The organism is Ornithinibacillus proteolyticus (assembly GCF_039581225.1).
In the GTDB taxonomy this organism is placed as follows: Bacteria; Bacillota; Bacilli; order Bacillales; family Amphibacillaceae; genus Ornithinibacillus; species Ornithinibacillus massiliensis.
This window is the reverse complement of the sequence record NZ_JBCPXV010000026.1, coordinates 22,164-41,473: the sequence shown is the minus strand read 5'-3', so window position 1 is coordinate 41,473 and position 19,310 is coordinate 22,164. Positions and strand designations below refer to the sequence as shown.

The 19,310-nt window shown below is 36.8% G+C and carries 20 protein-coding genes; 10 read left to right on the top strand and 10 right to left on the bottom strand.

The features are described from left to right. The first annotated feature begins 10 nt into the window (after nt 1-10). From treC to AAIB49_RS12965, 3 genes are all read left to right on the top strand, one after another. The gene (gene treC / locus AAIB49_RS12975; protein WP_343458268.1) at nt 11-1,669 is read left to right on the top strand and encodes an alpha,alpha-phosphotrehalase; all 1,659 of its coding nucleotides are present in this window, start codon (nt 11-13) and stop codon (nt 1,667-1,669) included. Between the two features lie 14 nt (nt 1,670-1,683). Next, nucleotides 1,684-2,394: a trehalose operon repressor gene (treR, locus tag AAIB49_RS12970; protein ID WP_339217149.1), complete on the top strand. Its 711-nt coding sequence runs from the start codon at nt 1,684-1,686 to the stop codon at nt 2,392-2,394. Between the two features lie 73 nt (nt 2,395-2,467). After that, entirely contained in the window at nt 2,468-4,150 is a 1,683-nt protein-coding gene (locus AAIB49_RS12965) for a glycoside hydrolase family 13 protein (RefSeq protein WP_343458267.1), read from the top strand. A 37-nt stretch (nt 4,151-4,187) separates the two neighbouring features. Here AAIB49_RS12965 and AAIB49_RS12960 read toward each other — a convergent pair whose 3' ends face one another. Together AAIB49_RS12960 and AAIB49_RS12955 are read right to left on the bottom strand one after the other, a co-directional pair. Beyond that, entirely contained in the window at nt 4,188-4,370 is a 183-nt protein-coding gene (locus AAIB49_RS12960; RefSeq protein WP_339217147.1) for a hypothetical protein, read from the bottom strand. Between the two features lie 124 nt (nt 4,371-4,494). Continuing rightward, nucleotides 4,495-4,929: a DUF4064 domain-containing protein gene (locus tag AAIB49_RS12955; RefSeq protein ID WP_339217146.1), complete on the bottom strand. Its 435-nt coding sequence runs from the start codon at nt 4,927-4,929 to the stop codon at nt 4,495-4,497. A gap of 152 nt (nt 4,930-5,081) precedes the next feature. Here AAIB49_RS12955 and AAIB49_RS12950 point away from each other — a divergent pair, with 152 nt between their 5' ends. Together AAIB49_RS12950 and AAIB49_RS12945 are read left to right on the top strand one after the other, a co-directional pair. Next, nucleotides 5,082-6,233, top strand: coding sequence for a thiolase family protein (locus tag AAIB49_RS12950; protein ID WP_343458266.1), 1,152 nt, complete (start codon nt 5,082-5,084; stop codon nt 6,231-6,233). 236 nt (nt 6,234-6,469) lie between these two features. Then, nucleotides 6,470-7,660: a CapA family protein gene (locus tag AAIB49_RS12945; RefSeq protein ID WP_343458265.1), complete on the top strand. Its 1,191-nt coding sequence runs from the start codon at nt 6,470-6,472 to the stop codon at nt 7,658-7,660. 24 nt (nt 7,661-7,684) lie between these two features. On the opposite strand, the gene AAIB49_RS12940 is transcribed toward AAIB49_RS12945, so the two are convergent. Next, entirely contained in the window at nt 7,685-8,377 is a 693-nt protein-coding gene (locus AAIB49_RS12940; protein WP_343458264.1) for a DUF1129 family protein, read from the bottom strand. Beyond that, on the bottom strand, nt 8,374-8,709 hold the full coding sequence (locus AAIB49_RS12935) for a PadR family transcriptional regulator (protein ID WP_343458263.1): 336 nt from the start codon (nt 8,707-8,709) through the stop codon (nt 8,374-8,376). The genes AAIB49_RS12940 and AAIB49_RS12935 overlap by 4 nt, the downstream gene beginning before the upstream one ends. Before the next feature lie 152 nt (nt 8,710-8,861). On the opposite strand from AAIB49_RS12935, the gene AAIB49_RS12930 reads away from it, so the two are divergent. Then, on the top strand, nt 8,862-9,677 hold the full coding sequence (locus AAIB49_RS12930) for a DUF368 domain-containing protein (RefSeq protein WP_343458262.1): 816 nt from the start codon (nt 8,862-8,864) through the stop codon (nt 9,675-9,677). A 61-nt stretch (nt 9,678-9,738) separates the two neighbouring features. Continuing rightward, a complete protein-coding gene (locus AAIB49_RS12925; RefSeq protein ID WP_186869668.1) occupies nt 9,739-10,059 on the top strand; it encodes a thioredoxin family protein in 321 nt (106 codons plus the stop codon). Between the two features lie 121 nt (nt 10,060-10,180). Here AAIB49_RS12925 and AAIB49_RS12920 read toward each other — a convergent pair whose 3' ends face one another. Then, the gene (locus AAIB49_RS12920) at nt 10,181-10,828 is read right to left on the bottom strand and encodes a VOC family protein (RefSeq protein ID WP_343458261.1); all 648 of its coding nucleotides are present in this window, start codon (nt 10,826-10,828) and stop codon (nt 10,181-10,183) included. Between the two features lie 136 nt (nt 10,829-10,964). On the opposite strand from AAIB49_RS12920, the gene AAIB49_RS12915 reads away from it, so the two are divergent. The 3 genes from AAIB49_RS12915 to AAIB49_RS12905 all read left to right on the top strand — a co-directional run bounded on the left by AAIB49_RS12915 (nt 10,965) and on the right by AAIB49_RS12905 (nt 13,828). Continuing rightward, complete coding sequence (locus tag AAIB49_RS12915) at nt 10,965-11,654, top strand: response regulator transcription factor (protein ID WP_343458260.1); 690 nt, start codon at nt 10,965-10,967, stop codon at nt 11,652-11,654. Nucleotide 11,655: 1 nt separating this feature from the next. Further along, nucleotides 11,656-12,990: an ATP-binding protein gene (locus tag AAIB49_RS12910; protein WP_343458259.1), complete on the top strand. Its 1,335-nt coding sequence runs from the start codon at nt 11,656-11,658 to the stop codon at nt 12,988-12,990. A gap of 97 nt (nt 12,991-13,087) precedes the next feature. Further along, a complete protein-coding gene (locus AAIB49_RS12905) occupies nt 13,088-13,828 on the top strand; it encodes a PepSY domain-containing protein (RefSeq protein WP_339217140.1) in 741 nt (246 codons plus the stop codon). A gap of 157 nt (nt 13,829-13,985) precedes the next feature. Here the strand turns inward: AAIB49_RS12905 and AAIB49_RS12900 are convergent, their stop codons facing one another. The 5 genes from AAIB49_RS12900 to AAIB49_RS12880 form a co-directional block, all read right to left on the bottom strand. Further along, nucleotides 13,986-15,530, bottom strand: a complete 1,545-nt coding sequence (locus tag AAIB49_RS12900; protein WP_343458273.1) for a bifunctional metallophosphatase/5'-nucleotidase — start codon at nt 15,528-15,530, stop codon at nt 13,986-13,988. 227 nt (nt 15,531-15,757) lie between these two features. Beyond that, entirely contained in the window at nt 15,758-16,558 is an 801-nt protein-coding gene (gene phnE, locus AAIB49_RS12895) for a phosphonate ABC transporter, permease protein PhnE (protein ID WP_343458258.1), read from the bottom strand. Next, entirely contained in the window at nt 16,558-17,370 is an 813-nt protein-coding gene (gene phnE / locus AAIB49_RS12890; protein WP_343458257.1) for a phosphonate ABC transporter, permease protein PhnE, read from the bottom strand. Before phnE (AAIB49_RS12890) ends, phnE (AAIB49_RS12895) begins: the two co-directional genes overlap by 1 nt. After that, on the bottom strand, nt 17,370-18,143 hold the full coding sequence (gene phnC, locus AAIB49_RS12885; RefSeq protein ID WP_186869675.1) for a phosphonate ABC transporter ATP-binding protein: 774 nt from the start codon (nt 18,141-18,143) through the stop codon (nt 17,370-17,372). The genes phnE (AAIB49_RS12890) and phnC overlap by 1 nt, the downstream gene beginning before the upstream one ends. Nucleotides 18,144-18,270: 127 nt before the next feature. After that, complete coding sequence (locus AAIB49_RS12880) at nt 18,271-19,227, bottom strand: phosphate/phosphite/phosphonate ABC transporter substrate-binding protein (protein WP_343458256.1); 957 nt, start codon at nt 19,225-19,227, stop codon at nt 18,271-18,273. Nucleotides 19,228-19,310 lie beyond the last annotated feature (83 nt).

The window sequence follows — 19,310 nt, the reverse complement described above, 5'->3', positions numbered from 1 at the left end:
GTGAAATATAATGCAACAAGAACCATGGTGGAAAAAAGCAGTAGTCTATCAAATTTATCCGAAAAGCTTTCGGGATACAACAGGCAATGGAATAGGGGATATTAGAGGAATTATCGAAAAACTGGACTATTTAAATACATTAGGTGTCGACGTACTATGGTTGACACCTATTTACAAGTCTCCACAAAAAGATAACGGATATGATATTAGTGACTATTTCTCTATTGAGCCAGCGTATGGCACAATGGAGGATTTTGAGGAACTGTTAGCGGAAACACATAAGCGTGGAATGAAATTGATTATGGATTTAGTTATCAATCACACATCGACAGAACATACTTGGTTTAAGCAAGCAGCTTCATCTAAAGACAATCCTTATCGCGATTTCTATATTTGGAAGGATTCAATTGACGGGAAAGAGCCGAATAATTGGCTCTCTAAATTTGGCGGATCTGCTTGGGAATATGATGAGAAAACAGAACAATATTATTTACACCTTTTCGATGTTACCCAAGCAGACTTAAATTGGGAAAATGAAAAGCTAAGAAAAGAAGTCATTAACATGATCCATTACTGGGCGGATAAAGGGATTGATGGATTCCGTCTTGATGTAATTAATTTAATATCGAAGAATCAAGATTTTCCGAATGATTCCACTGGTGATGGTAGAAAATTCTATACGGATGGTCCGAGAATTCACGAGTATTTACATGTACTAAATAAAGAGGCTTTCAGTCCATATAACATGATGACGGTTGGTGAAATGTCTTCAACTACATTGGAAAACTGTGTGTTATATACGAAGCCAGAAAGACAGGAATTGGATATGACGTTTCAATTCCATCATTTGAAAGTGGATTATCCGAATGGCGAAAAATGGACAAAGGCTCCTTTTGACTTCTTATCATTAAAGAAAATACTATCCGACTGGCAGGTAGGCATGCATGAGGGGGGAGGCTGGAATGCGTTATTCTGGTGTAACCATGACCAACCTCGTGTCGTTTCAAGATTTGGAAATGATCAAGAATATCGAGTGGAATCGGCTAAAATGCTCGCCACAACGATCCATATGATGAAAGGAACCCCGTATATTTATCAAGGTGAAGAAATTGGTATGACCAATCCAAACTTCCAGGATATTCATGATTATCGGGATGTAGAGTCTCTTAATGCGTTTAAGATTTTAAAAGAAAAAGGAAAATCTGATGATGAGATTATCGCGATTTTAAATCAAAAGTCTCGAGATAATTCCAGAACGCCTATGCAATGGTCATCAGAAGTCAATGCCGGATTCACGAAAGGAACACCTTGGATTCAACCAGCAAGTAATTACCGAGAAATCAATGTGGAGAAAGAGCTTCAGGAGACGAATTCTATTTTCAATCATTATCAGAATTTAATTGCATTAAGGAAAGAATATGATATTATAACTTTTGGGGACTATCAACTATTGCTGGATGATGATCGTCAAATATTTGCTTATACACGTAATTGGAACGGAGAACAATTAATAGTGGTGAACAACTTCTATGGTAAGGAAGCTAAGGTGGAGCTTCCTATTGATTGGAAGGATAATACGATCATTTTGCTATCCAATTATCCAGATTCACCGAATGCATCTAGGTTTACTTTAAGACCATATGAGTCTATCGTGTATTATGTAAAATAAGAAGAGGGGCTTAAATGCAAAGGAAATATGTCACGATATATGAGGATATCGCGAATAAAATTGATTCTAAACAATGGCAAGCAAATGAAATGCTACCTTCTGAAAATGAATTAGCTAGTGACTATCATACTTCAAGAGAAACAGTAAGAAAGGCACTAAATTTATTAGCGCAAAACGGCTATATTCAAAAAATTCAAGGGAAGGGCTCTATGATATTGGACGTAAATAAATTTTCCTTTCCAGTATCGGGTATTGTCAGCTTTAAAGAATTGGCAACGAATTTGAAGCTGGATAGTAATACCTATGTAAAGTCCATAGCGTATCTAGATAAAAGCCATCCAGTTTATCGGAAATTAAAGATCGATAACCATCGGGTGTGGGGAACAACAAGAGTCCGCGAAATATCAGGGGAAAAGATCATTTTGGATAAAGATTACTTCTCTGATCAATTTGTTCCACTTTTATCAGAGGACATCTGTAAGAAGTCAATTTATGAGCACCTCGAGAATGAACTGGGACTTTCCATTGGATTTGCTCAAAAGGAAATCGTTGTAGAAGAATTAACGGAAGAGGATAGAACCTTGTTAGATGTAAAAGGGTACTCCTTAATCGTTGTCATTAAAAGTTTAGTCTATTTGGAAGATGCTAGCCTGTTTCAATATACGGAGTCAAGACATAGACCAGATAAGTTCCGGTTTATCGATTTTGCTAGACGAGTGAAGTAAATGGGGATGTCTCTAAAGAGGTGCTCCTGACCCTAAAGAGACATCCTTATTTCATTTAAATGGAGGGTTAATCGTGAAAAAGGCATGGTGGAAGGAATCTGTAGTGTATCAAATATATCCTCGCAGCTTTCGTGATAGTAATGGTGACGGAATTGGCGATATTAACGGGATTATAGAAAAGATAGATTATCTAAAGGATTTAGGAATTGATGTCATTTGGCTTTCACCAGTCTATCAATCTCCCAATGATGATAATGGTTATGATATCTCAGACTATCAGCAAATCATGAATGATTTTGGGACAATGGAAGACTGGGAAAAGCTACTAGATGCGATTCATTCCCGTGATATGAAATTAATTATGGATTTAGTTGTCAACCATTCTTCTGATGAACATTATTGGTTTACAGAATCAAGAAAATCGAAAGACAATCCTTATCGTGATTATTATATTTGGCGACCAGGAAAAGACGGTAAGGAGCCGAATAATTGGGAATCTACTTTTAGTGGATCTGCATGGGAACTAGATTCGGTCACCGATGAGTATTATTTACATATCTTTAGTAAAAAACAGCCTGATTTAAATTGGGAAAATCCTAAGCTTCGGCAAGAAATTTATGACATGATGAAATGGTGGTTAGATAAGGGAATTGATGGCTTCCGCATGGATGTTATCAATTTCATCTCAAAAGTACCAGAATTACCAGATGCGCCTAATCCGAATGGGGAAAAATATGTATCGGGCAGCCGTTATTTCATGAATGGACCAAGAATTCATGAGTTCCTCCAAGAAATGCATCGGGAAGTGTTAGCAGGCTATGACATCATGACTGTTGGTGAGATGCCTGGAGTAAATGTCGAAGAAGCAACATTATATACTAATTTAGAGCGAAATGAGCTACAAATGGTATTTCAATTCGAACATATGGATTTAGACTCTGGACCAGGTGGAAAGTGGAATTTAAAGCCATTAGATTTGCGGGATTTAAAACAAAGTATTACGAAATGGCAAACAGGACTACACGGTGTAGGCTGGAATAGCCTTTATTTGAATAATCACGATCAACCGAGGGTTGTCTCCAGATTCGGTGATGATCAACATTATCGAGTAGAATCAGCTAAAATGCTAGCAACGTTCCTTCATATGCTTCAAGGCACTCCTTATATTTATCAAGGAGAGGAAATCGGCATGACCAATGTTCGTTTTGAGTCCATTGATGAATATAAAGATATTGAAATCCTGAACATGTATAAAGAGAAAGTAATCGATGGAAATGAAAATCCTGAAAAGGTAATGGAGTCGATTTATGTAAAAGGAAGAGACAATGCACGTACACCGTTTCAGTGGGATAGTAATGAAAATGCTGGATTCACAACAGGTGAGCCGTGGATTAAAGTAAATCCGAATTATAAAGAGATTAACGCAGAAGCGGCCGTGAAGGATCCTAATTCTATTTACCATTATTACCGAGAATTAATTCAGTTAAGGAAAAAGTATGAGATTATTGTTTATGGTGATTATCAATTACTTCACCCTGAGAGTCAGCAAGACTTCTCTTACTTGAGAACATGGAATGGCAAGAAGCTACTTGTCATTACTAATTTTACAGACAAAGAAATAGAATGGACATTACCAGATAATATTGATTTTACACCAAAGGAAAAGTTAATCGGTAACTATCCAGACCACAATAGTCTAGAAGTAACCTCGATCAATCTAAGGCCCTACGAGGCGATGGTCTTCTTAGGTGAATAGTAATAGTATGACAAAGAAAGAGGAAATAAACATTTGTTTATTTCCTCTTGTTACTTTTTTTTCGATCTGGAATATATTTCGTGTAATATGCTGCAAAAATTAACGTAATGAGGGCAAGTCCCCATGTAACGATACCAGTCCATGGTAAATCGATTCTTAATCCAATGAAGATAATAATTGCAGTGATAAGAAGAAAAATCGACGTTAAGTAGCGTTTCATTATTTACACCTCAAATGGGATTTAACCATTAGATAATAAAGTATATGTTCATTATATACTACTATACTATTGCTGTGTGAGTCTAAAGTCCTGTTTCACTGTCTTGCAATAGTATAGTAAATTACTATTCTTCTATAATGGTTTTTGGCTTACGAGCTAAGCAAAGAATACCAGCGATTAAATATAAGATTCCACTTAGAATGCCGCCGCCAGCAGTAAGGATAACATAAACTACACCAGTTGTAATAAAGATGACACCAGCTGCAACTGGATGCTTATTTCCTTTTAAGAGAACCATTGCAACAATACCTAGAATGATTGCTAAAATAGGCATGATAACTAGTAATATCCCTGGTGAGGCAAGGTTCAGATTAAAGAATTCCTCCAGTATATCGATGTCCGATGGCGTTAATTGAAACTCATCTTGATTATCCATCATATAATCCTTTAAGTAATCTTTATTATTCTCCATCCATAATCTTAATGCGCCCATTGCGATTGAAAAAACATAAAATACAGCTCCGATAATTCCAAGTGTATATTCTGCTGTACGTTTCAAATCATATTCCCCCTTTATACATAACAACTATTATTCTATACGAAAATAGTGTTCTATAGTTTCATTTTTTTAATTTTGTTCTTGCTTTAAAATATAGAATTATCCGAAAACATAATCTATAATGAACGTAAAAGGGATTAGAGGTGAGATGTATGCGTGAAGTCGTTATTGTAGACGGGGTTCGCACGGCAGTTGGTCGAAAAGGCGGTGCCTTATCTCATTACCGCTCAGATGATTTAGCAGCTGTTGTTTTAACAGAATTAATGACACGTACAAACGTGAATAAACGTGAAGTAGAGGATATAATTTTAGGCTGTGTTACCCAAGTCAATGAGCAAGGTGGAAATATTGCCCGCACCGCGGCTCTTATTGCAGGTTTCCCAATACATGTTCCGGGGGCTACGATTGACAGACAATGTGGATCCAGCCAACAAGCTATTCATTTCGGAGCGCAAGCAATTGCCTCAGGTGATATGGACATGGTCATTGCTGGTGGAATAGAGAGTATGACTAGGGCTCCTATGTTCTCGAATATAGGGAAGACAAAGCCGAGTGGTAAGCTATTAGAACGCTATGAAATTGTGAACCAAGGAGTTTCATCTGAGAAAATTGCAGAAAGATGGGGATTTACCCGGGAACAATTAGATGATTACGCTTTATCTAGTCACCAGAAGGCATTAAAAGCAATAGAAATGGGAAAATTTGATGCAGAAATTATGCCTGTTGAAGTTGAGGATCAGGAGGGAAATTGGAAGGAATTTAAAGTGGATGAAGGACCAAGAGCAGATACATCGTTAGAAGCACTATCTAATTTGAAGCCAGTTTTCCAAGAAAATGGCATGATTACAGCAGGGAATTCTAGTCAGATGAGTGATGGAGCTAGTGCGGTATTGCTAATGTCAAAGGAAAAAGCAGATGCACTAAGTATCAAAGCTAAGGCGAGAATAGTGGCTCGAGCTGTTGTTGGTTCTGATCCAACACTAATGCTAACAGGACCAATACCTGCCACTAAAATCGTATTAGAGAAAGCAGGTCTAGCAATAAAGGATATTGATCGATATGAAGTAAATGAGGCCTTTGCACCAGTTCCGCTTGCATGGCTGAAAGAAACGGGAGCAGATCCAATGAAGCTCAATGTCAATGGAGGTGCCATTGCCCTAGGACACCCACTAGGTGCAACTGGAACAAAGCTAATGACAACATTACTTTACGAGCTAGAGCGCATAAAAGGCCGATACGGGTTATTAGCTATTTGTGAAGGAATGGGAATGGCTAATGCGACCATTATTGAGAGAATAGAATAGTATCGAATGAAACAGCTGCTTTCATTTAAAAGTAGTTGTTTTTTATTGGACGGGTGCAGGAAGCTGATGGCTGAACGTTGCGTTTAATTCGTGTAAGTATCTAGTAATCTACCATATCCATTCCAACTCAATACGGTCGTACAGGCTGTAGAAAAATGTTGAAAATTAATATTATTTGAAAGGAAAGACCCTTCTCCCGTGTTATAATGAGTGAAAAGTATGAGAGGTAGAGGTATATGGCGAAGGGGAGATTATTAGGAGTATTTGTGTTATTAAGCATGCTGTTATTCTCATGTGGAATAAAAACATCAGAGGAAGATGTCGATAATGCACGAACAGCAAGTTCCCACGTAGAGAAAGTGAAAGCGTCTAGGGAACCGAAAGAGCAAGCGGAAGTGAAGCAAGAAATAGCAATCACAGCAATTGGAGATATGTTAATTCATAGCAGTGTTTATGATGATGCCTGGAATGATACTGGGTATGATTTTACACCTATGCTAGAAAAGGTGAAGTCATTTATAAGCGATGCGACTATTTCCATAGCTAACCAAGAAACGATGATTGGCGGAACCGAATTAGGGCTCTCTACTTATCCAGCATTTAATAGCCCGCAAGAAGTAGGAGATGCATTGAAATGGGCTGGTGTTAACGTCGTATCACTTGCCAATAATCATACATTGGACCGTGGAGAGGAAGCAATACAACGAGCGATTCAGCATTGGGAAACAATTGATATGATGTACACAGGTTCTTATAAAAGTGAGCAAGATCGAGAAGAGCTTCGTGTGATGGAAACGGAAGAAGGGGTATCTGTTGCCTTTTTATCCTATACCTATGGCACGAATGGAATTCCGGTTCCTGAGGGAAAAGGGTACTTAGTAAACTTGATTGATCAAGAACTGATTGCATCAGAAATAGAAGCAGCCAAGAAGAAGGCGGATGTTATCGTATTGAGTCTGCACGTTGGTAATGAATATGAGCGGATGCCTAATCAAGCTCAAAAGGATTTAGTACAATTTGTAGCGGATCAAGGAGCGGATGTTGTACTAGGGCACCATCCCCATGTCCTGCAACCAGTGGATTGGGTTATAGGAGAAGATGGAAATCGTACATTAGTTATTTATTCTTTAGGAAATTTTCTTTCAGGACAGGATGAATTTTATCGCCAAATTGGTGGGGTATTTAAGTTTCATGTAACGAAAACATTATCAGATGGAGAAACCGAAATAGAGGTACATTCCCCTGAATTTCTCCCAACCTATGTGAAGTATGAACAGGGGAGGGGCTATGAGGTGATCCCAATGTTTCAATTAACGAATGAAGAATTACCTAATGCACCAAATCATTATGAAGAAATCAAAGCCCATATGTCACAATGGGTACCAGAGTTGAAGTTTATTGAAAATGAAAAAGAAGATGAGAGCTAGCCTCTAGTCTCATCTTCTTTAAGTTTATTTCGTTATTTTATATTTTTTGTTTAATATAAATTTAACTGTATATAGTACAACACCTACCACAGCAAAGCTTAATACAGGAATACTAATCTCCATTCCGAAGCTCGGGAAGATGAATGGAATGAGTACTAACAACCCAATGCATAATGTACAAATAACCCATAATTTGAAAAACTCTACCCACTTTTTCGGTTTTTCATCTTTAAATAATGATTTTTTAATCCATTTGAACACAAGCACAATAAAAATATATAGTAACAGTAGATAGATTAGGATTATGGTAATAGCTGATCCAAGAGCAAAGGTAAATTCATTGGAACCGAAATTAAAGAAATGATACGCTCCAAAGCTGAGTATCCCGTATATCAAACTCAAAAATGCTAAAAAGTCGATTGCGATATAAACGCCAAACAAAATTGATGCTGATCTCTTTTCACTTGGGATTTCCGCAATTAACTCATCACAATACTTTTTCAAGTCATTACCAAATACTGCTTTTGCCGTCTTTCCTTCTTCCTGTGCATGTAATAAATGCTCCAACAGTTCAAATAATACCTCTTCGGTTTGCTGTTCGGATTTATTTCCGTTTAACCGAATATAGACAAGCATATCTTCATAGATGGCTAGATTCTCTTCCGTAAGTTTTTCTCTCATTTCATTATTAATCTTAATAATATCTTTGGAATTCAACGCTTCTCCTCCTCTATATCGATGATTTTGTCAACAGGATGTTTAATGTTTTCCCATTGGGTTTTAAACTCTTGTAATGCATGTAGGCCATGCTCTGTCAGATGGTAATATTTTCGCTTAGGGCCAACTTCAGATTTTTGCATCGTGCCTTCAATTAATTTTTCTTTTTGAAGGCGTAACAAGATGGGATAAATAGATCCTTCACTTACATCAGACAACCCGAATTCCTGTAATCGTACAGATAACTCATAGCCATATGTAGGCTGCTTGTGTATGATGGAAAGAATACAACCCTCTAATACGCCCTTAAGTAATTGACTCCTTAAAGACATGAAATTCACCTACCTTGTGTAACAAGATACCTACTTTGATATAAGCTACCTTGCGATGCAAAGTAGCTTATTTATAGTATACTAACTTTTAATATGAATTACAACTATTATTTGATATAATAATAAATAGTAATGTAAAAGGGGATATTTCAATGGAATGGAAAAATATATACCGCGGATTAATGATGGGAGCAAGTGATGTTATTCCAGGGGTAAGTGGCGGTACAATTGCAGTCCTTTTAGGTATTTATGACCGATTAATTGCTTCTATAAATGGACTATTTAGCAAGGAGTGGAAAAAACACCTAGGTTTTCTCATTCCATTAGGTATTGGGATAGCAGGTGCAGTGCTGTTATTAAGTCGGTTAATTGAATGGTTATTTAAAGATTACCCAGGACCGACTCAGTTTTTCTTTTTAGGGCTCATAATTGGTATTTTGCCTTATTTATTTCGTCAAGCTGATGTGAAGGCAAATTTTAAAGTAAACCATTATATACTATTAATCATTGGAGCAGTAATCGTTTCGGGTATGGTATTTCTGCATGAAAGCGAAGGGGTAGTTATAGAGGAGTTTACCTTATCTACATATGTTTTGTTATTTTTTTCCGGGTTTATTGCTAGTGCTGCTATGATTTTACCTGGTATTAGCGGTTCATTTATTCTGCTAGTAATGGGTGTTTATGCTACAGTAATTAGTGCGATTAGTAATCTTCAATTAACGATTATCGCTGTTGTTGGATTGGGAATTGTTCTTGGTATCCTGACGATGAGTAAGCTTATTCACTACTTTTTTAAGCATTATCGTAGTGGAACATTTGCTTTAATTATTGGACTAGTCATTGGCTCAATAGTTGTTGTATTTCCAGGCTGGCCAGAATCTACTCCCTTCTTATTATTAAGTGTAGTGACTTTTGCAGGCGGTTTATTTGTAGCGTATGTACTAGGAAGAGTGGAATATAAGGAGTAAGCAATTCATAAGACAAACGTTTGTTTAATCGTTACAATAAGGATGGAAAAGGAGAGATAGCATGGAACACATTCAATCAATGGATAAATTCAATGAAGTAATTCAAAGTGATAAACCAGTAATCATCAAATTCTTTGCTGATTGGTGTCCGGACTGCAAGAGAATGGACATGTTTATAGACGGGATTTTAGATGAGTTTAATAATTATGCCTGGTATGAAGTAAATACAGATGAGCTAGAAGGAATCGCACAAACCTATGAAGTAATGGGTATTCCAAGTATTTTGATTTTCCAAAATGGAGAAAAGCTTGCCCATCAACATAGTGCCTATACGAAAACACCTGAGTCTGTTACAGAGTTCCTACATCAACAATTAGGTTAATAAACAGACGAGATGTAGTACGATAATAAACCTAATCACGCCGTTATGAGGTAATTAGGTTTATTTTTTATTAGTTAGTTGGTAGTTTATTTAACCACGGTTTCGGATAGAACTTTATTTATTAAACCAATTCAAACGATAAATCGCCACTTTCCTTGAAACTTATTTTGGAGTTTCTTAATAAAAATTGGTTAGATAGGCTCTTTCTGTTTTTTAATTGATAAATATCCATAAAAGTGGCTTTATTAACACCACTGTAATGAATGTTCATGATGGCTTGTGGATTGGTTAACCCTTGTGTTGTTGGGGCATTACTGGAATTACCCCATTCTATTAGAAACGGGAGCATTTCCTCCTCTACATGATATTTCGGAAATAGCATCCTCCAAGTCAATAAAGTTCCATCAGGGCGTAGTCTTTCACCAGAAAAAGGACCATCAAAGGGAATATTGTTCGCTTGAAAATGCTTCTTATACTCGTCCATTTGATTGGTACGGAGAGCAAATTGGAATGGACCAGGCTTATTCTGGTCTAGCCGATAAACTAAATGTTTGATTAAGGGGTTATCACTTTCACTCGCTATATCGTAATCCTGTATTCCAAGCCATTCAATATAGCTTTCATTAGAAAAATAGGCAAGATAATTGTACGTTCCCCAATTTTCATGCTCTCCACCTTTAATAGCTTTAATTGCCATACGTTTATGATAGTTTTCACTCGCTTCTTCAACATTTTTTCCAGCAATGACAATATGATCAAGTGCTAACACAACAATCCCTCCTTTATATGTAATCATTATTTACTGAAATAAATGGGAAAGCAATTATTTTAATCGATAGTTTCTCATTACTTTTTAATCTTTATTTGTTATAGTAAACGAAAAGAACGGATATGTGGGTGATGAAATGGAACAACCAGTCATACTTATTGTGGAAGATGAGGAAAAGCTAAGTAGAGTAATTCAGCTTGAATTAGAATATGAAAACTATCTTACTGAGATTGTAGATAATGGTAAAGATGCATTAAGGCTTATGCAAGAGAAAGAGTGGGATTTAGTATTGCTGGATATTATGATCCCTGAATTAAGTGGTTTAGAAGTACTTCGTAGAATTAGACGTACAGATGAACGCACACCGGTCATCCTGCTTACTGCGAGGGACGCTGTCCATGATAAAGTAAGCGGCTTAGACTTAGGCGCTAATGATTATGTTACAAAGCCGTTCCAGATCGAAGAATTATTAGCTAGAATCCGTGTGCATCTTAGAAAGCCTGTTATAGAAAGTACTGTAAAGAAGAATACACTCTCTGTTGGGGATTTAATTGTCGATTTGGATGCACATGAAGTGATGCGTGCAGGAAATAAAATCGAACTCACTCCAAGAGAATTTGATTTGCTCGTGTGTTTATTAAAGAATAAGAATATCGTGCTATCACGAGATCAATTAATTGAACAGGTGTGGGGATTTGATTATTTTGGCGAGACAAATGTAGTGGATGTATATGTTCGGTACCTCCGTCAAAAAATTGAAAAAGGATATTCGAAGCAGTATATTCAAACCGTACGTGGTGTCGGATATTCTATAAAGGATTCCTAGTATGAAGCTACGAACCAAGATACAGTTGTTTACAAGTTTTTTTATGTTCCTGTTTATTTTAATGATAAACGCTTCGATTTACTATTTGTTTTACCAGAATTCTGTTGAAACGGAGCTAACCGAACTAACGGAGCAAACAAATACTGTAATAGCAACGGTTAATGAAAATCCTGAAATTCCACCTGGGGAGTTGATAAAGGCTTTTTTGCCAGCTGATGGAATCATACGTGTCTATCCGGAATCAGGGGATCCTCTCGTTCATTCGAAGTCAGCGGATTATTTTGACCTTCCAGGGGGATATGGTACATCAGAGGTACGGGAAGTGATTACCTTTGAAGGGAATCGCTATGCTATGGTTTCTAAACCAATCATTTGGAATGATGGGGAGATCGTTACACTTCAAGTCTACAAAGAGCTAGTTGCATTAACTGCTAATATGAAAAATCTATTTTATGTATTAACCATTGCTTCGATTATCATCATCATTCCCATCATTATTGCTGGAAATCTATTGGCTCGATTTTTGCTTCAACCCATAAAATCACTAATCAGTACGATGAAAGAAAATATGAAATATGGGAAGTGGAAAAAAATCGAGCTAACGAATCGTTCGAATGATGAGCTGTATGAAATGGAAAAAACGTTTAATGATATGATTGATTCTTTGAAGGACAATTATGAGATGCAGGAGATTTTCGTATCGGATGCCTCTCATGAATTAAAAACACCAATTTCTATTATTAAAAGCTATACACAATTGCTAGAGCGACGGGGGAAGGATAACCCAGAGCTATGGAAGGAATCATTAGACGCAATTGGATCGGAAGCTGACCGTATGCAAAAGCTCGTAGAACAATTACTGGCTTTAGCTAAAAACAAGGAAATTCAACATAGTGAAAGCGTCAATATTACCGAATTAATGGAGAAGACGATCGAGGTATTTACGGGTGCCTATGATAGAAATATCGAGCTCCATGAGAATGGGAAACCAATTCAGATATTAGGTAATCAAGATCAATTGAGGCAGGTATTCTATATTCTAATCGATAATGCGCTGAAGTATAGTGACGATAATGTAATAATTACTATGGCTCCATCTGATAATCAAATTGCTATATCTGTTAGAGATTTTGGCCAAGGAATACCAAAGGAAGAAAAAGAACGGATATTTGAACGATTTTATCGAATGGATAAAGCAAGGAGTCGGAACACTGGTGGAACAGGACTAGGTCTAGCTATTGCGAAATCAATTATCCATTCACATGGAGGAACCATTTCAGTAGATAGTCGTCTTGGAGAAGGATCAACGTTTCAAGTCATGCTTCCTTTAACGTAACGTACATTCTAATCTAATTCTAATCTTTCTCTTATGATTATTTCATTCTCGATGTATATGATAAAGACATCAAGAGGAAATAAGGAGGAAATAAAAAATGAAAAAGAAAGTAATCATTACGGTATCTAGTATTGCCATAGCTACTGTATTAGGTTTAGGGATATATCATTCCAATGCTGCACAAGCCGATCCTAAATTATCGAAAGAAGAAATTGTGGAACTTGTAACAGCGCAGTATCCAGGAACCATAACAGAAATTGAAATGGAAAAGGGCTTTAACAGTGTAGTCTATGAGGTTGAAGTAGAAAGCAATGGTAAGGAATATGAAATTAAATTAGATGGTAATACTGGTGAAGTGCTGAAGATTAAACAAAGAGAACGTCATGCTAGTACAGAAGAATCAACAAATTTAACTATCTCTGAAAAACAGGATAGACCATCAAGTAATTCAACATCTGAATCCGAAAGTAAGAACGAAAAAACAAATAATGATTCAGACGATAACACGACCACTGATTCAAAGGATAATCAAGATGACCATGTAGTAGAGGAATCAAAGAAAGATAACCAAGCAGATAATGAGAAAACAGAAAACAAAAAGGAAGGAAAAAAAGCAATAATTGATTATGAAACAGCCAAGAAAATTGCGCTTGCTGAGTTTGATGGAATGATTACAGAGTTAGAATTAGATGAAGATGATGGACGTCTTATTTATGAAATTGAAATAGAAAGTGTTAATGGAGAAGCAGAAATCGATATAGATGCTTATACAGGCGACATTATCTCCATCTCTATCGATACAGAAATAGGCGATGATGACGATAGAGATGATGATTAAGAGGTCACTATAAAATTGAGGTAGTCAACATAATAAGAAATTGATGCTACACTATTCTAGCTCCAGAAATATTCGTCGATCTAACCAGTCGGAAGGGTAGTATTTCTGGAGCAGAGTAGTGCTAGTAGTTATTTATTATATAACGCTATTTTTCTTATTAGGATATAACCGTAAAATTAGAATGGACTTCTGCTTTTACGGTTTTATGCTTTTCAAAATAGGCATGGATTAATTCGGCAGTATCTCGCTGAATTTCTTTGATAATTGGTTTATTCTTGAACATATCAAAGTTGCCACCACCGTTGGCCCGATAGTTATTTAACACAACATGATATTTTCCATCCATCTTTAAGGGATTACCATGATAGGTTACATCTTCAATTCTAGAACCAACTGGCTTCGATACATTAATCGTATAGTTAATTCCTTCCCACATATCATAATTGTAATGCTGTGGCTTTGGTTCAATATAGGAGGGGTTTACGACGATATTACCAGCATTATCTAATACAAAGTATTCCGCAGTTTTTTCTAGCGCTTGTATAATATCATTTCCGGTAAGCTCCAGTACCACCAGTGTATTAGGATACATATAATTGGAAACAATATCTCGCATTGTAACAACGGATGTGAATCCTTTAGACTCATTATTGAGAAGTGCGGTAACCGAGATATCGACACCACTAACATCCATTTGTACATTTTGAATGAATTGAATAAACGGATGTTTCGTTGTACGGGCCTTTAACGGATCTGTTATGGTCATATCTCCATCAATATAGCCGATAGGATGATCTAGCCAACGCTGAGTAGAAGACTCTATATCTTTCAAGTAGTGCATTATTTCTTTATCAGCTTCGATCTCATTGACAGGCTTTATTTCGGCCTTTTTCCCGGTAATACTCCATTGGTCATTCACATGCTCTAGCTCCACATCTATTTCACCATACATTTTTCCATTATTTCCTGGCTGTGCAATTAGCACACCATTTATCTCACCGGTTAGGATGCGATGCTGATGACCTGTTAATAAAACATCAATTCCTTCGATTTCTTGGCACATGGCATACCCTTGATTCTCTCCAGTTAATGGCTCTGTCGGTTCACCGGTTTTAATATCTCTTTCAAAGCCACCGTGATAGGAAGCGATAAGTATATCTGGCTGTTCTTCTTCTCGAATCCGTGTTACCCAATGCTTTAAGGTTGTAAGGGCATCTTGGAATTGAATCCCTTCAATATGTGCCGGAGATTCCCAGTTTGGTATGTAATGTGTGGTTACCCCCACTATTGCTGCACGTATACCACTAGGTAAGGTTTTAATGATATACGGCTTTCCAAAATAAGGTTCTCCATCTTGATTAACTAGGTTAGCCGAGAGCCAAGGGAAGTTAGAGCTATTTATCGCATCGGTTAATATCTTTTTCCCGAAATTGAATTCATGGTTTCCAATTACACTAGCATCAATACCAATGCGATTCATAATCCCAACCATTGGATTTTCTTTATCGTGATGTTCTTTTACATAATGGGTCATAAGTGGTGTACCTTGGATTAAATCCCCATTATCTAGCACAATGACATTTTCATTTTCTTGAACCATTTGTTTAACGATTGAGGTGTACTTTGCTAACCCTAAATTGTAAGCCTCGTTCGTACCATATAATAGGGGCATGGCATGTCCATGAATATCACTTGTGTACATTATTTTGAGCGTGGTTTTATTTGACACATTCTACATCCTTTCTTAGAAAAACTAGTACTTGCTTGCCATTTAGAATACCTTAGTGTTTCTACCGAGAAAATAATCATCTAGTCTATCAACGAATAAAAGAAACGAAATTAAAGAGGATTTCTTCAATTTCGTTTCCTGATTAAATAAAAGGAAGTACCGAACAATGGGTTAATTCCCACGCGGTTTCTCTTCATTCCTTATACTATTTTACGTCTAATTCTAGCAGAAGCAAAATCAATAATGGTTACAACGATAATGATTCCTAGAAGAATCATACCCATTTCATTCCAGTTACGGTTACTTGATGCGAATACGATCATCGTACCGATACCACCCGCACCAACAATACCTAGAATGGATGATGCACGAATATCTACCTCAAAGCGGTAAATCGCATAAGATAGGAATTCAGGGATGATTTGTGGCATGACACCATAGAATAGAATCTGTATTTTGTTAGCTCCATTAGCTTCCATAGCTTGGACAACATCCATATCGATTGACTCAATAATTTCGGAGAACATTTTACCGAGCATACCGGTTGAGCCGATCGCAATGGCAAGTACCCCAGCAAAGGCATTTGGTCCAACTGCTACTACGAAAAGAATCGCTAAGATTAAATCCGGAAATGCACGAATAGCAGATAAAATCCATTTACCGATTACAGAAACAATTTTACCACCCATCATATTTTGCGCTGCTAAGAATGATAGTGGAACAGCAATGATTGCTGCCATTAAAGAACCTGCAAAGGCGATAAATACGGTTTCCAGCATGGCAGCTCCTACATCAGCAGCTGCTGCCCAGTCGGGGCTGAATAGTCTTGGAATAACACGATGGAAATTATTCATTGCCCTTTCGATCGCTCTTCCCCAATCAATATTAATAGTAGTGAATGTCCACACATATAAGGCTGCTACCAGAATTAAGATTGTAATGGTTCGAACCCGTTTAAAGGTAGATTTAGCAGGCTTTGGAGGTAATTGATAATTTTCCATTATAACAATGCCTCCCTTAACTTATTACTAATGTACTCAATGATCAATACCGTTGCGAATATAACTAGGATAATCGTCATGGCATTTGGGTAGTTATAGAACTTAATTTGCTGGTTTAATACTAGCCCGATACCACCAGCTCCAACCATTCCTAGTACAACAGAGGCACGAATATTAATTTCGAATACATATAGTACTAGAGAAGTGAACTGTGGTGCTACTTGCGGTACTAATGAGTACCAGATAACTTGAAATACGTTTCCCCCAGAAGCTCGCATTGCTTCTAATGGGTTCATATCAACTGCCTCAATTGTCTCACTAATCAACTTCGCTAAGATACCTAAAGAGAAAACGGCAAGGGCTAAAATACCAGGGAATACACCAACGCCGAATAATCCTACAAATATTACTGCTAATACTAAATCAGGAATAGTACGTAATAAATTCAGTAACGTTCTCATGAAATAATATAATGGTTTAAATGTTGTAATGTTTTGTGCTGATAGAACCGCTAATGGTATGGTAATAATTGCTGAAATCGTAGTGGCGATAATTGCCATCTTAATGGTTTCTAGCATCGAACTCCAAATCGCTGATAATACGGCGAAATTTGGTGGGAAGAACTTTTCAATAACATCGTACATATTTCCTAGAGCGCCACTGAAGCCCCCTACCATATCTTCTTGCGTCTTGATCATACTAAAAATATAGATTCCTAGAATTACAAAAAAGATAATGGTTACTTGCATTTTAGTTTTCGCAGGGTAAAGAGGTACTGACTTTTGTGTTAATGTGCTATTTTCCTTAGTCACTATTCCTCTGCACCTCCACGCAAGTCATCCTCACGAATAGAACGGCCATAAATTTCTTCGAATGTTTTTTCGGTTACTTCTGAGGCGGGTCCGTCAAATACTACTTCTCCAGCGCGCATACCAATGATACGATCCGCATATTCCATTGCCATATCGATAAAGTGTAGGTTTACAATGGTTGTAATATTATCTTCTTTATTGATCTTTCTTAAGTACGTCATAACCTGATGAGAAGTAGGTGGATCCAGTGATGCTACTGGCTCATCCGCTAAAATGTATTTAGGCTTTTGTGTTAATACACGTGCAATACTGACACGCTGTTGTTGCCCACCACTTAGTTCATCTGCTCTGCTATAAATTTTTTCTGCAATATTAACACGTTTTAAGCTTTCATAAGCTAATGCTTTATCTTCTTTAGAATAAAGACTAAAGATGGATCGTAAGGTACCAGTATGTCCTAAACGACCGGCTAGAACGTTCTTATAAACATTTGAACGCTTGACTAAGTTATAATTTTGGAAAATCATGCCGACTTTCGTGCGAAGTTTGCGAAGATTGTTACCTTTGAATTTTAAGATATCTTCATTATCTACTAGAAGGGATCCAGAAGTAGGGGTTACCAATCTATTAATACTACGAATAAATGTAGACTTTCCGGCACCTGACAATCCAACAATAACAACGAATTCGCCATCATTGATTTTTACATTAATGTTTTTTAAACCTTCCGTTCCATTAGGATAGACAAGGCCCACATTTTTAAATTCTATCATTATAATAAGTCCTCCATTAAAGGCTAAGTTTTTCATATATTGTAACATTTTTCTACAAAATGTAACATAACAAAGGGGAAGTCAACTAACCTTCCCCTTTGTTATGTTATTAAACTAGTTACTTCTATTAGAAACCAACAGAATCTTTGAATTTAGCGTAAGTATCTTTAACTACTTGATATTCTTCATCTTTCGCTTCATCGATAGCATCCCAGTTGTAAACATCGTTCATGATTTGAATCATATCTTCATCATCGTTAAAGGATAAGAAAGTATCTTTAATTTTTTGAACAAACTCTTTGTCTAGTTCTTTCGTTACAGAGATTGTGTCGTTAGGAATATCTTCTGTGTATGTTAAAACTTTTAATTTCTCCATGATATCTGGATATTCTTCTTCAAGTTCAGTACGTACATCGTCGAAAGTAGTAGCAACATCAGCATCACCTTCATAAACAAGGATTGCTGCGTTATCATGTCCACCAGCTTGTCTTATACCATTAAAGAAATCAGTTTCCAACTCAGCAGTAGTCGCAATGTCAAACTCTTCCATTAATTGGTTTGCAGGGAATAAATAACCAGAAGTTGAACCTTGGTCAGCATATGCCCAAACTTTTCCTCTTAAATCTTCAAGGCTTTCAATACCAGAATCAGCACGTACTACGTATTGTGCTTTGTAAGTACCTGATCCATAACGGATAGATTTTAAGATTACTTCAACGTCATATTGCTCATTTGCAAGAACATATCCGAATGCAGGGATAAAACCAACATGTACTTGGTTAGCACCCATTGCTTCAACTAGTGCATTGTAGTCTGTCATAACTTGACTTTTAACTTCAATATCAAGCTCTTCACCTAAGCGGTTAGCTAAAGGTTCTACAGTATCTGCAATATTATCTGAATCCTGAGACGGTACGAAACCAATTACTAATGTATCAGGAACCATTCCTTCACTTGCTTCTTCTTTTTTTGAATCTCCTGATGTATTTTCGTCTGATGATTTTTTTTCATCACCAGAGCCTCCACATGCTGCAAGTACAAGTGCTAGTCCGAGAATAAGCACTAGACCATAAAGTTTCTTCATTGTGACCCTCCTAAAAAATATAAAGATTATTTTTTTCTTACTATTTTATTAAATAACAAAATACTAGAAAAAGCTAGGCTTTT

Bases quoted from the DNA above. Each gene is read 5' to 3' on its own strand.
- treC (WP_343458268.1), top strand. From the start codon at position 11: ATGCAACAAGAACCATGGTGGAAAAAAGCAGTAGTCTATCAAATTTAT.
- treR (WP_339217149.1), top strand. From the start codon at position 1,684: ATGCAAAGGAAATATGTCACGATATATGAGGATATCGCGAATAAAATT.
- AAIB49_RS12960 (WP_339217147.1), bottom strand. From the start codon at position 4,370: ATGAAACGCTACTTAACGTCGATTTTTCTTCTTATCACTGCAATTATT.
- AAIB49_RS12950 (WP_343458266.1), top strand. From the start codon at position 5,082: ATGCGTGAAGTCGTTATTGTAGACGGGGTTCGCACGGCAGTTGGTCGA.
- AAIB49_RS12945 (WP_343458265.1), top strand. From the start codon at position 6,470: ATGGCGAAGGGGAGATTATTAGGAGTATTTGTGTTATTAAGCATGCTG.
- AAIB49_RS12935 (WP_343458263.1), bottom strand. From the start codon at position 8,709: ATGTCTTTAAGGAGTCAATTACTTAAGGGCGTATTAGAGGGTTGTATT.
- AAIB49_RS12930 (WP_343458262.1), top strand. From the start codon at position 8,862: ATGGAATGGAAAAATATATACCGCGGATTAATGATGGGAGCAAGTGAT.
- AAIB49_RS12925 (WP_186869668.1), top strand. From the start codon at position 9,739: ATGGAACACATTCAATCAATGGATAAATTCAATGAAGTAATTCAAAGT.
- AAIB49_RS12915 (WP_343458260.1), top strand. From the start codon at position 10,965: ATGGAACAACCAGTCATACTTATTGTGGAAGATGAGGAAAAGCTAAGT.
- AAIB49_RS12910 (WP_343458259.1), top strand. From the start codon at position 11,656: ATGAAGCTACGAACCAAGATACAGTTGTTTACAAGTTTTTTTATGTTC.
- AAIB49_RS12905 (WP_339217140.1), top strand. From the start codon at position 13,088: ATGAAAAAGAAAGTAATCATTACGGTATCTAGTATTGCCATAGCTACT.
- AAIB49_RS12900 (WP_343458273.1), bottom strand. From the start codon at position 15,530: ATGTACACAAGTGATATTCATGGACATGCCATGCCCCTATTATATGGT.
- phnE (WP_343458258.1), bottom strand. From the start codon at position 16,558: ATGGAAAATTATCAATTACCTCCAAAGCCTGCTAAATCTACCTTTAAA.
- phnC (WP_186869675.1), bottom strand. From the start codon at position 18,143: ATGATAGAATTTAAAAATGTGGGCCTTGTCTATCCTAATGGAACGGAA.
- AAIB49_RS12880 (WP_343458256.1), bottom strand. From the start codon at position 19,227: ATGAAGAAACTTTATGGTCTAGTGCTTATTCTCGGACTAGCACTTGTA.